This window comes from Borrelia maritima (assembly GCF_008931845.1).
In the GTDB taxonomy this organism is placed as follows: Bacteria; Spirochaetota; Spirochaetia; order Borreliales; family Borreliaceae; genus Borreliella; species Borreliella maritima.
Map to the genome: position 1 here is coordinate 675,615 of NZ_CP044535.1, position 12,261 is coordinate 687,875.

Sequence of the window (12,261 nt, forward strand, 5' to 3'; positions counted from 1 at the left end):
TAATCAAGAAGATAGATTTAAATATATCTTTAGGATTTCCTCTTTTATTTTTTTAGGTATTTTTTTAAAAATTTCAAATTTGGTAAAATCTTTTGGTATAAATTTTTCTTCTAAGTATATTTTCAGCTTGGGATTACTTTTTGCTTCTTCTTCTATTCTTTTTATTACATTTTTATTTGGAGAATTATATCTAGTTTCTTTGAAATTTTTATAAGATGGTTCATTCTCGTACATAAAGTTTATGAATTTGTAAGCTAGTTCTTTATTTGGAGCATCAATAGGAATTACAAATGCGTCTATCCATAGGTTTGTGTTTTCTGGAGCGTAAAAATCTAAGTTTTTATCTTTTAGCATAGCGTTTTGTGCTTCGCCACTCCATGTAAGTTGAATAGATGCTTCTCCGTTTAGCATTAATGATTTTGCTGGTACATCCGAGAAATATCCAATTAAGAGTGGATTTTGTATTTTTAAAAGTTCGCCAGCTTCTTTAATTTTATCTACATTGTGTTCATTTATTGAGTAGCCGAGTTTTTTTAGAGCAACCCCAATGTTGTCTTTAGGAGAATCCAGCATTGTAATCTCTTTTTTGTATTTTGGATTAAACAGTATATCAAAGCCTTGCATATCATTTAAATCTACTTTTGTTTTATTGTAAAGTATGCCCATTAATCCCCAGTAAGCTGGTACTGAATAAAGATTGCCAGGATCATGTTCCAAGTTTGTGAGATTTTGAGTAATGTTTTTCGTTACATTTGGCAATTTTAAGTAATCTAATTTTGTAATTTTTCCATCATCGATTAATTCTTGGATTAAATATTCTGATGGAACTATTATATCGTAGTAGTTAGTTGTTGTATTAAATTTAGCTAGCATTTCTTCATTGTTGTGGAAAACTTCATAATTAATTTTGATATTGTTTTCCTTTTCAAATTGATCTAATAAAGTCTCGTCAATATATTCTGCCCAATTAAATACATTTAAAGTTATTGTATCCGTTTTACTGCAAGCAAAAGTTGTAAGAATTGTTATTAATATAAAAATCTTTTTCATAATTACTTCCTTTTTATTTTAAAGCTCAGCATCTGTTGTTAATTTTTTAATTCCTATAAATTTATTAATAATAAACAAAAGGCTTAATATTGTAAAAAATAATATAGCAGAAATAGCATTTATTACGGGTTTGATGCCCCTTTTTGTTAGTGAGTTTATTAGAATAGATAAATTATTAAATCCTTGTCCAGTAGTGAAAAATGATATTAAAAAATCGTCTATTGACAATGTGAAGGCAATAAGTGCTCCAGTTGCTATACTTCCAACAATTTCTGGATAAATTATATTGAAAAATATCTGAGTTTCTGATGCTCCAAGATCTTTAGCAGCATCAATAATATTGTTGGGAAGGGAATATAATTTAGGCAAAATTATTATTACCACATATGGTGTTGAAAAAATTATATGGGATATTAGCATTGTAGAAAATCCTAACTGCATTTTTATTGCAGAATAAAATGTCATGAGACTTATTCCTGTTACAATATCTGGATTAATTATTGTTATTTTGTTTACTGATAATAGTATTGTTTTTAACTTTTTGTTTTCTGCTTTGTAAATTGCGTAAGCACCAATAATTCCAATAAGAACAGAAGCTAAAGATGAGATTGTAGCTATTAAAATGGTGTTAAGTATTGCTGATTTGATTTGACTTGAGGCAAAAATTTCTTTATACCATTTTAGACTAAATCCTTGCCATATAAATCCACTATCTCCAGAGTTAAAGGAATAAATTATTAAGATTATTATTGGGAGGTAAATAAAGCTGAGTATTAGAAATAAGAAAATGTTTTTAAAAGCTCCAAACATATTTTACTCTCCATTATTTTTTCGCATTAATTTTATTATTATTAAATTAAAAATTAATATTACTAACATTAAAATAAATGAAATTGCAGCTCCAGTATTCCAGTCTTCGATGAAAAGAAACTGCTTGCTTATTAGATTCCCTATTAAAATTTGTTTAGAGCCTCCTAGCAAATCTGAAATGACAAATACCGTGATTGAAGGAATAAATACCATAATTATTCCTGTTGCTAGGTAAGAAAGTGTTAGGGGGATTTTTATATAAATTAATATTTGCCACATTTTTGATCCAAGATCTTGTGCTGCTTCAATGTATTCTGGTTTAATTTTTAAAAGTCCTGTATATATTGGTAAAATCATGAAAGGCAAAAAATTGTATACCATGCCTATGGTAACAGCTTGTTCATTGTAAAGAAGATCTAAAGTTCCAATTCCAATCTTTTCAAATAAGTTGTTAATGAATCCGTTTTTCCCAAGTATTCTCATCCAGGCATAAGTTCTTAGCAATGTATTTATCCACATGGGAAGTATTATCATTATTATCAATTTGTTTTGAGCACTTTTTTTTGATAGTGAAATTAGCCAGGCGGCAGGATAGCCTATTAAAATGCAGAAAATTGTTGCTATTGTTGCTAGTTTTAGACTTCTTGAAAAGATATTAAGATAGCTTGGGTTTAAAAGTCCAATAAAATTGTGGATTGTAAATTGGTGTTTCTCATTTAAAAATCCCAATAATATTATTATTAGTAACGGAAGAATGCTAAATGTTAATAGGAACATAGAGTATATAATTAATATTAATTTTTTCACAACCATTATTCCTTATGCATGACATGAATATCATCGGGTTCTAAAAATATGTCAACCTCTTCTCCAACTTTTGTAAGTCTTGTGCTTTGAACTATCCAGTTTGTTTTTTGAATTTCTAGAGTCATTTCGTAATGAACTCCTTGAAAAATTGCGGATGTTATAGTTCCGCTTAAATGTCCTTTCCCTTTTGGAAGAAGTTTTACATCTTCTGGGCGTATTACAAGGTCAACTGCTTCTTCAGCTTCAAATCCTTTGTCAAGGCATTCAAATTCATGGCCAAGTAAACTTACAACTAGCTCTTTTTTGTATGTTCCATCAAAAATATTGCTTTCTCCAATAAAATCGGCTACAAATTTTGTTTTAGGCTCATTGTAAATTTCTTCGGGTGTTCCTACTTGTAGAATTATTCCTTCATTCATAACAACAATTCTATCGCTCATTGTCAATGCCTCTTCTTGATCGTGAGTAACATATATGAATGTGATTCCAAGTTGGCGCTGTATTTTTTTTAATTCTTTTTGCATATCTTGTCGCATTTTCAAATCAAGAGCGGAAAGTGGTTCATCTAGTAATAAAAGCTTGGGCTCCATTACCATTGCTCTTGCTATTGCAACTCTTTGTTTTTGTCCCCCCGATAGTTCGTTAATATTTCTGTATGCGTATTTTGGCATTCCTATAAGCGAAAGAGATGATTTTACTTTTTCTTTTATTATATCTTTTGGTGTTTTTTTCATTCTAAGTCCAAATGAAATATTGTCAAAAACATTCATATGCGGGAAAAGTGCATAATTTTGAAATACAGTATTAATTTCTCTTTTGTTTGGACTTGTTTTGGTTATTTCATTAGAAAAGAAATAAATTTCTCCATTTTTTTGGCTTAAGAACCCACCCAATATTTTTATTAATGTTGTTTTTCCACATCCGGATGGACCTAATAATGTAATAAACTCATTTTTTTTGATTTTTAAATTTATGTTGTCTAAAGTTTTGTTTGCATTGTTATCATAATAATGACTTAGATTTTTGATCTCTAGGATACAATTATCCAACTAATTCCAACCTCCTTATGGCTGTACTAATACAAATCAAGATTATACTTAATATTATTATTTATGTAAATGCCTTTTTTAAAAAGCGTTATAAATCTTGTCAAGAATTATTTTTCCAAATTTACCGTCTCTAAATTCTTTGATTAATATTTTTGATGCTTTCTCAAGGTTAAGTTCATTTTTTTTACTGATTAATTTTCTTGCTTTTGCAAAATTTTGTAGAATATCAATTGAATTGTTCTGATGTATTTTATATTTTTTGATCAAAATATTTTTATTATTTTGATCTATTATTTCAAGCAAATACAATGCAAGATCTATATTATCTATTATTTCATTTTTGATCATATCCAATATTGCAAGTTTTTTTGCAATAGATTGGTCTGTGAGATTATGCCACAAAATTCCTGGCATATCAAAAAGATTAATTTCTTCATTTATTTTTACTATTTGTATATTTTTAGTATATCCAGGTTTGTTGGCAACTTTTGCGCTTTTTTTACCAGACAATAGATTTATTATTGAAGATTTTCCAACATTTGGTACCCCAATAATTAAAACCTTTATTTTTTCCTTATAGTTTTTTATTTTCTTAACAATTGCCAATTTTTTTATATTGTCTATTATTTGCTTGCGCATTCCTTTTTTGTAAATATTACTTATTATTACAGTATTGCCAAGCTTTTCAAAATATTTTTTCCATTTTATAATTTCATTTATTTGAGCAAGATCAGATTTGTGTAAAAGAATTATTTTGGTTTGATTTTTAGTAATTTTTTCAGTTAATGGATTTTTGCTGCTAAATGGAGCTCTTGCATCAAGTATTTCTAGCACAATATTAGCTTTTTGTAAATTATTCTTTATTAAATCTAAAGCTCTTTTCATGTGGCCAGGAAACCAGTTAATTTTGTTTACCATGCCTAAATTATAGCTTAATGTATATTGAATAATAAGTTATTTTTGTTTTTAAGTGTTAATTTTCTTTAAAAAGAATTGTTTTTTTTAAAGAAAAAATATAACCTGTATTTGAGTTTTTATATTTTTTTAAAAAAATAAATTTTGTAGGAGGTCTAATTATTATTGCAAAAATCAAAAAAGGTTTAATAGTATCTTGTCAAGCTCTTGAAAATGAGCCTTTACACAGTAGTCTTATTATGTCTAAGATGGCTTTAGCAGCTAAGATAGGTGGAGCTGTTGGAATAAGAGCTAACGGAGTTAATGATATTAGCCAGATTAAGCTGGAAGTTGATTTGCCAATAATAGGCATTATTAAAAAAGTTTATAACAATTGCGATGTATTTATTACTCCTACCATGAAAGAGATTGATGAGCTTTGTTGCGAAGGAGTAGATATAATTGCCCTTGATGCTACCTTTAGAAGTAGACCTAATGGTGTATTGCTTAATGATTTTTTTGAAAGTATTAAAAAAAAATATCCAAAGCAATGTTTGATGGCAGATATTTCTTCTTTAGATGAAGCTATTAATGCTGATAAATTGGGATTTGATTTTATTGGAACAACTTTGTATGGCTATACAAAAAGTACTGATGGTTTTAATATTGCAGACAATGATTTTAATTTTTTAAAAACCTTACTTAATTCTAATTTGAAAGCCACTTTAATAGTGGAAGGAAAAATAGACACTCCCTTAAAGGCTCAAAAATGTTTTGAAATGGGGATTGATTTAGTAGTCGTTGGGGGGGCTATTACAAGGCCTGCTGAGATTACTAAAAAATTTGTAGAGAAAATAAATCAAATTAAAAAATAAATTTAAACTTATAGAGTTAATTTATTGTTTATTTTAGGAGGTTTTTATGTTAAAGGGGTTTGAACAAGCTCAAAAATTTGGGCGTTCTTTCATGCTTCCCATTGCTATTTTGCCAGCAGCAGGTCTGCTTTTAGGAATTGGAGGCTCTCTTTCTAATCCAGAAACTGTTAAGACGTATTCTTTCTTAGATATATTTTTCTTGCAATCAGTTTTCAAGATAATGAGTGCATCAGGTTCTATTATTTTTTCAAATTTAGCACCAATATTTTCTATTGGAATTGCTGTCGGACTTGCTAAGTCAGATAAAGGTACAGCTGGAATTGCAGCTTTTATTGGTTATCTTGTAATGAATGCTACTATTGGAGTTTTAATTGATGTGTCAGGCAAATCGGAATCTTTCTCCAGCGGTGCTGTAGGCTTTGTTCTTGGAATTAAGACTTTAGAAACTGGGGTTTTTGGAGGGATTATAGTTGGTATTTTGACCTATTATCTTCATTCTAGGTTTAATAAGGTAGATTTGCCTAAGGTTCTTGGATTTTTTTCCGGATCTAGATTTGTGCCGATTGTTGTTTCTTTTTCTAGTATTTTTCTTGCTGTAATTATGTTTATTTTTTGGCCATTTATACAAAATGGGATTAATAAAGTAGGAGGCCTAGTAGATTCAACTGGCTATATTGGAACACTTATTTATGGAATTTTTTTAAGAATGCTTGGGCCTTTTGGTCTTCATCATATATTTTATTTACCATTTTGGACAACAGGCCTTGGGGGATCTGTTATTATTGATGGAAAATTGATTGAAGGAACTCAGAATATATTCTTTGCCGAACTTGCTGCTCAAGGTACAAATAGATTTTTTGTTGGAACTAGTCGTTTTATGAGCGGAAGATTTATTACTATGATGTTTGGTTTGCCAGGAGCTGCACTTGCACTATATTACACCGCAAAGCGTGAGGAGAGGGCCAAAGTTTTTGGTCTTTTAATATCTTCAGCCTTAACATCGTTTTTAACGGGCATAACAGAACCTCTTGAATTTTCTTTTCTTTTTGTAGCGCCAATTCTTTATGTTGTTCATGCTACGTTTGATGGATTTGCTTTTATGTTGGCGCATATTCTTCAAATCACAATAGGTCAAACTTTTTCTGGAGGGTTTATTGACTTTATTCTTTTTGGCATTTTACAGGGGAATTCAAGAACTAATTGGCTTTTAGTTCCAGTTGTGGGCATTGCTTGGTTTTTTCTTTATTACCTTACTTTTGTATTTTTAATAAATAGGTTTGATTTTAAAACTCCCGGTAGAACGCAAGATTTAGATTCTGGAGATTCTCAAATTTCTAAGAGTAGTGAATTTGAAGAAAATTATGCTACTAAGGTTATTATTGGACTTGGGGGTGTCTCAAACATTGTTGAGCTTGATTGTTGTGCAACTAGGCTAAGAGTTACAGTAAAAGATGCTCTTAAGGTTTCTGAAAAAATTTTAAAGAAAACTGGCTCTAAAGGAGTTATTATTAAGGGCAATGGGGTTCAGGTAGTTTACGGACCAGGCGTGAGCGTCCTTAAGAATGAAATAGAAGAATTACTAGAAGATTGATTTTTTAATAAGTAATAGCCTCAAGGCTATTACTTATTTGTTTTGTTTATTTATGAAATCAACCACATATTTTGTGAAGTATGAGGTGTTTTGGGCGCTTTTGTAGCTTTGATTTCCAATGGGCACGTGTGCGTCTGAATTTTCAAGAAGTATAATTGGAATATCTTTTTTTTTGCCCCCATAATTTTTTATAAATTCGTTTATTCTTCTTGGGTCTACTGTATGGTCATTGGGTGTATGGGCTATTATTAAAGGTGTTTTTATTTCATCGAAATTATATGAATTTAATAATGTTACAATGCCCATCATTGCAATAATTGCGTCCACATGTTGTACTCTTGAACAGTAGCTTTTTATAGTCATATGCTCCTTTCGTTTACCTTCTTTTGTTTCAAATTTATTGTAGCCACCTGTTATAAGATATGCAATTTGTCGTCCCCAGGGATAGTAAACAAGATTGGTTCTTTTGTCGTAGGGGAATATATTGGGAGAAATTAATACTACCGAGTTTATTTCATCCGGATAGTTTGCTGAAGCCCAGATGCTAGCAGCACCTCCATTAGAGGTGCCAATTAGTATTAATTTATCACCTATTAGTTTGCCAATCTTAATGGCCTCATCAATGTCTCTTAGCCAATCTTGGGTAGTTATTCCCCGAAATGCATTTTTATTGTTAATTCCGTGTCCTTTCAATCTTGTAAAAAAAAGATTTGCATTAAGAGCTTTTGCAATATTATTTGGAACCGGGTAAATTTCATTTTTTGATGCTCCAAATCCATGAATATAGACTACAGAATATTTTGTTTTTTGGATTTCTTTATTCCAGATTATTTCTTTTTTTGTATTTTTTTCTAGATTAAATTGTAATTCTTCTTTTAATAGATAATTGTCAATTTCTTCAATGTTTTTGGGAATTGATTTTTTTTGAAATTCATTTTTAAATTTTATTCTTGGACTAACTAGTATCAATAGTAATAAGAATATAATTATAAAAATGATATTCTTTATGTTCATATGGTGATTCCCTTGCTATCTAAGGTGTTATTGGGGTTATGAACATCTTTTTTGTAGCAATTATTGCAATGACCTGAATAAATTATTTCAATAGATTTCGTTTCCCAGTTTTCTCCAAGTTTGTCTTTCAAAATATCTTTAATATCGTCAAGTTGAATAGGATGCACTTGATTGCATTTATTACATTTAAAGTGAGCTATTGTGGAAGCCAAGCTTAGATAAAATTTTGTTTCTTTTTGGTCAGTAGTTTTTATGTCTTTAAGTATATTTCTTTCTTTAAGAATATTTAATGTGTTATATACTGTTGCCTTTGATAGGCTTGGAATTTCTTTTACAAGCTTGTTATAAACTTCTTTTGCTGTAAAGTATTCTTTCGGGTTCGATGCTATATAAAGAATAATCCTGTTTCTCGAATGAGATGCCTTCATTCCCAATTCTGATGTTAAATTTTTCAATAATATAGGATCATTTGTAATGCCGACTTTTTCCAATGTGGAATGGACGTCTATTATGTTATCGTTCATATTATTACCTTTTTGTTTAAATTAAAGATTAAATACTTTTTATGTTCTTCTTAGAATAATTTTATACCCAGTTGTTAATATTTTACTACTTATTATTTATTTATTTTTCATATTTTTTTATATTAGTATAAAAAATTAAATTTTTTATTTTTGAATTTAGTTTTATTTTGTTATCAAAATTATTATTTAATGGCAGTATCATTAAATTTAGTGTTTGAGAGTAATTTATTACATCTTGGATCTTGACTGTATTGTAAGAGCCCCCTATATTTAAAATTAACCATCTTTTAGAATTAATTTTTTCAATTTTATAATTAATTGTATGAATTATTTGTTTTTCAACATTTAAAAAACTTATAAAAAAGTTACTATTTTTATCATTTCCTTTGGATATCAAAAATTCTGTACCATTAATGTAGCCTCTGGGATTGTTTTTAGTTATTATTATTTTTTCATAAGTATCAAGATCGCTGTATTTTGCTGTTATTTTTAAATTAGTGCCTTTTGTAATTTCAAAAACAGGTATTTCAAGGGCTGAATATTCAAGAAGATAATCGGGATTACATTTTTTTAATGTTTTTTTATCAAGATCAATTTTAGAAGGCCATTTTATTTTAATGGATATAAAAAAGCTTGGGATAGTCTCATCTACAAAAAAATCAATTGTTGATTTTGTATCAGAGTTAAATGTTAAATATTGTTTTATTCCTAAAATTTTTTCATTTGAGAAGGAAAATGAGCTTTCAATAGATGCTTTTCTTATTATTTCTTTTTTTGATAAAATTTTGAAGTAAGTTTTAGATGTGTTTAGAAATTCCACTTTTTTATCTTTAAATTTTATTTTATTTAATTTTCCATTTTCGAATTTAATATTGTATTGATCGTGAGAGAGTGTGAAATTTCCTTCCATATTGTATTCCAAATTTTTAGGTACAATGGAGTCTGAATTTTTGGCTATTTCTTCTTGGTGTTTATTTATTAAAAATTCTCTTAAGCTTTTTTCGTTGATTTGATAATCTTTGAGTCTTTTGTTTTGGAAATTTATTATTAGCTCTTGTTCTTTAAGGGAGTTAAATTTAGGAATTTCTAGTAGTTCAGCAGCCAGTTTGGATCCTTCTAGATTTTGTATCTTAATGCTGTGCAAGTTATTTTCTAAGGATTTTAAATAAAGTAAAAAATTTTTTAATTCCTGATTGTCGTAAGTTTCTTTGATTTCATAAAAGTAAATAAGGGTTTCTACATTGCTTTTTGGAGAATCTACTTTTTGGACTTCATATAAATATTGGCAGTTATTTTTATAAAAAATTAAGTAATTTTTATTATTTTTGCTTTGCCTTATTCCTTCTGTATACTTGAAATTAAGTTTTCTATAAAGCTCGGTCACTTTTTTTCTAAACTTTTCTATGTTGTAGATATAAAGCATAATAGGAGCATTTTGAAATATGTCTTTGTATCCACTTTTGAATGGATTTTTTAGTGCCCAATACAAATCTAAATGTATTTCATCGTGCAGCATGTATTCATGAGGGCTTCCACTGTAAGTTCCGGGCATATATATATCTACATTGGTTTTAAATCTTTCAAATAGCCATTTATTTAATTCTTCGTGTTTTCTTAGAATTTCAAAAAAGTATATTGGAAATGTCCAATGTATTTTGTAAGCTAGCTGTTTGTGCTCAATCAAATATTTTATATTTGATATTATCAATAACAAATTATTCTCTGAAAATTTAGTTATTGAAATAATGATAATGTAAGTTTTCGATTTTTTTCTTTTTCTAAACATAAATTCTTTTTCTTTATGATATAAAGATCAGCTAATATTTTATATTATATAATAAAAATTCTTGCTAGTTTTGTATATTTTGTATTTTTTGATACATAGAAGCAATACTCTATAGCGAATGTATTGAGTTTATGTTAATCTTATAATGTTAAATCTAAATTATTTTATGGATATAAAGGGGTAAAATTTTTATGGCTAAAGACATATATTTTAATGAGGATGCTAGAAAAAGTTTACTTAGTGGCGTTGAAAAATTATCCAATGCTGTAAAAGTAACTCTTGGGCCAAAAGGGAGAAATGTTCTTATTGATAAAAAGTTCGGTTCTCCAACAGTTACAAAGGATGGAGTTAGTGTTGCTCGTGAGATTGAGCTTGAAAATCCGTTTGAAAACATGGGAGCTCAGCTTTTAAAGGAAGTTGCTATTAAAACAAATGATGTTGCTGGTGATGGAACAACAACGGCGACTGTTCTTGCTTATGCTATTGCAAGAGAAGGTCTTAAGAATGTCTCTTCAGGAATTAATCCTATTGGAATAAAAAAGGGAATAGATCATGCTGTAAATTTGGCTGCTGAGAAAATTCGCCAGTCTGCAAAAAAAATTACAACAAAGGAAGAGATTGCACAGGTAGCTTCAATTTCTGCCAATAATGACAGTTACATAGGTGAAAAAATTGCTGAGGCAATGGATAAAGTTGGAAAAGATGGTGTTATAACAGTTGAAGAGTCAAAAACTTTTGATACTACGATTTCTTATGTTGAGGGTATGCAGTTTGACAGAGGGTATCTTTCTCCTTACTTTTCCACCAATAAAGAGAATATGAGCGTTAATTTTGATGATGCTTTTATATTAATATATGAGAAAAAGATTAGTTCTATTAAAGAGCTTTTACCAGTTCTTGAGAAAGTTTTAGGCACAAATAAACCTTTATTGATTATTGCTGAAGACATTGAAGGGGATGCTCTTGCTGCTCTTGTTTTAAACAGTGTTAGAGGGGCTTTAAAAGTTTGTGCAATTAAATCTCCTGGTTTTGGCGATAGACGAAAAGCAATGCTTGAAGATATTGCAGTTCTTACTGGTGGTGTTTTAATCAGTGAGGAGCTAGGCCTTACTCTTGAGACAGTTGAGATTGAGCAACTTGGACAAGCTAAAACTATTAAGGTTGATAAAGACAATACCACTATTATTAATACCGGTAATAAAGAACAAATAAAGGAACGTGCAGAGCTTATTAAAAAACAAATTGAAGATTCAACATCTGAATATGATAAAGAAAAACTTCAAGAACGTCTTGCAAAGCTTGTTGGCGGAGTTGCTGTTATTAATGTTGGAGCTGTTACCGAGGTAGAGCTTAAGGAGAAAAAGCATAGAGTTGAAGATGCTCTTTCTGCGACTCGTGCTGCTGTTGAAGAGGGTGTTGTGCCTGGTGGTGGAGCAACTCTTATTGAAGTTGCCATGTATTTGGATACAATAGATACAAGTAAATTAAGTTATGAGGAAAAGCAAGGTTTTGAAATTGTAAAAAGAAGTCTTGAAGAACCAATGAGACAGATTATTTCAAATGCTGGTTTTGAGGGATCTATTTATATTCATCAGATTAAAACTGAGAAAAAGGGGCTTGGATTTGATGCTTCTTGCTTTAAGTGGGTAAATATGATTGAGAGTGGAATAATTGATCCTGCTAAAGTTACAAGAAGTGCGCTTCAAAATGCTGCTTCAATTGCTGGGCTTTTATTAACAACAGAATGTGCAATCACTGATATTAAAGAAGAGAAAAATACTTCTGGTGGCGGTGGTTATCCTATGGACCCAGGAATGGGTATGATGTAAATTAAATTTTCACCGGCGAGCTTGGGTTTTTG

General features: G+C 29.4%; 11 protein-coding genes. 3 read left to right on the forward strand and 8 right to left on the reverse strand.

Annotated features, from left to right (window positions below; translation table 11 throughout):
- Positions 1-3: 3 nt before the first annotated feature.
- The 5 genes from DB723_RS03220 to ylqF all read right to left on the reverse strand — a co-directional run bounded on the left by DB723_RS03220 (position 4) and on the right by ylqF (position 4,634).
- Positions 4-1,050 carry an ABC transporter substrate-binding protein gene (locus DB723_RS03220; RefSeq protein WP_151552511.1) on the reverse strand — a complete coding sequence of 349 codons (1,047 nt, stop codon included), beginning with the start codon at positions 1,048-1,050 and terminating at the stop codon, positions 4-6.
- Positions 1,051-1,068: 18 nt separating this feature from the next.
- Complete coding sequence (locus tag DB723_RS03225; RefSeq protein ID WP_151552513.1) at positions 1,069-1,860, reverse strand: ABC transporter permease; 792 nt, start codon at positions 1,858-1,860, stop codon at positions 1,069-1,071.
- A gap of 3 nt (positions 1,861-1,863) precedes the next feature.
- Positions 1,864-2,667: an ABC transporter permease gene (locus DB723_RS03230; RefSeq protein ID WP_151552515.1), complete on the reverse strand. Its 804-nt coding sequence runs from the start codon at positions 2,665-2,667 to the stop codon at positions 1,864-1,866.
- A 5-nt stretch (positions 2,668-2,672) separates the two neighbouring features.
- Positions 2,673-3,716, reverse strand: a complete 1,044-nt coding sequence (locus DB723_RS03235; protein WP_151552517.1) for an ABC transporter ATP-binding protein — start codon at positions 3,714-3,716, stop codon at positions 2,673-2,675.
- 78 nt (positions 3,717-3,794) lie between these two features.
- On the reverse strand, positions 3,795-4,634 hold the full coding sequence (gene ylqF, locus DB723_RS03240) for a ribosome biogenesis GTPase YlqF (protein WP_151552519.1): 840 nt from the start codon (positions 4,632-4,634) through the stop codon (positions 3,795-3,797).
- 185 nt (positions 4,635-4,819) lie between these two features.
- Between ylqF and DB723_RS03245 the strand changes: the two genes are divergently transcribed.
- Positions 4,820-5,485, forward strand: coding sequence for an N-acetylmannosamine-6-phosphate 2-epimerase (locus DB723_RS03245; protein WP_267128459.1), 666 nt, complete (start codon positions 4,820-4,822; stop codon positions 5,483-5,485).
- A 46-nt stretch (positions 5,486-5,531) separates the two neighbouring features.
- Positions 5,532-7,076 carry a maltose/glucose-specific PTS transporter subunit IIC gene (locus tag DB723_RS03250; protein ID WP_151552523.1) on the forward strand — a complete coding sequence of 515 codons (1,545 nt, stop codon included), beginning with the start codon at positions 5,532-5,534 and terminating at the stop codon, positions 7,074-7,076.
- Positions 7,077-7,109: 33 nt separating this feature from the next.
- Here the strand turns inward: DB723_RS03250 and DB723_RS03255 are convergent, their stop codons facing one another.
- The 3 genes from DB723_RS03255 to DB723_RS03265 form a co-directional block, all read right to left on the reverse strand.
- Positions 7,110-8,090: an alpha/beta hydrolase gene (locus tag DB723_RS03255; protein ID WP_151552525.1), complete on the reverse strand. Its 981-nt coding sequence runs from the start codon at positions 8,088-8,090 to the stop codon at positions 7,110-7,112.
- Positions 8,087-8,614 (reverse strand): transcriptional repressor, encoded by a 528-nt coding sequence (locus DB723_RS03260; RefSeq protein ID WP_151552527.1) that lies wholly within the window; start codon positions 8,612-8,614, stop codon positions 8,087-8,089. Before DB723_RS03260 ends, DB723_RS03255 begins: the two co-directional genes overlap by 4 nt.
- Positions 8,615-8,714: 100 nt before the next feature.
- Complete coding sequence (locus tag DB723_RS03265; RefSeq protein WP_151552529.1) at positions 8,715-10,400, reverse strand: histidine kinase; 1,686 nt, start codon at positions 10,398-10,400, stop codon at positions 8,715-8,717.
- Between the two features lie 191 nt (positions 10,401-10,591).
- On the opposite strand from DB723_RS03265, the gene groL reads away from it, so the two are divergent.
- Positions 10,592-12,229: a chaperonin GroEL gene (groL, locus tag DB723_RS03270; protein ID WP_151552531.1), complete on the forward strand. Its 1,638-nt coding sequence runs from the start codon at positions 10,592-10,594 to the stop codon at positions 12,227-12,229.
- Positions 12,230-12,261 lie beyond the last annotated feature (32 nt).

Coding starts and splice junctions, on each gene's coding strand:
- DB723_RS03220 (WP_151552511.1), bottom strand. CDS start 1,050: ATGAAAAAGATTTTTATATTAATAACAATTCTTACAACTTTTGCTTGC.
- DB723_RS03225 (WP_151552513.1), bottom strand. CDS start 1,860: ATGTTTGGAGCTTTTAAAAACATTTTCTTATTTCTAATACTCAGCTTT.
- ylqF (WP_151552519.1), bottom strand. CDS start 4,634: ATGGTAAACAAAATTAACTGGTTTCCTGGCCACATGAAAAGAGCTTTA.
- DB723_RS03250 (WP_151552523.1), top strand. CDS start 5,532: ATGTTAAAGGGGTTTGAACAAGCTCAAAAATTTGGGCGTTCTTTCATG.
- DB723_RS03255 (WP_151552525.1), bottom strand. CDS start 8,090: ATGAACATAAAGAATATCATTTTTATAATTATATTCTTATTACTATTG.
- DB723_RS03260 (WP_151552527.1), bottom strand. CDS start 8,614: ATGAACGATAACATAATAGACGTCCATTCCACATTGGAAAAAGTCGGC.
- DB723_RS03265 (WP_151552529.1), bottom strand. CDS start 10,400: ATGTTTAGAAAAAGAAAAAAATCGAAAACTTACATTATCATTATTTCA.
- groL (WP_151552531.1), top strand. CDS start 10,592: ATGGCTAAAGACATATATTTTAATGAGGATGCTAGAAAAAGTTTACTT.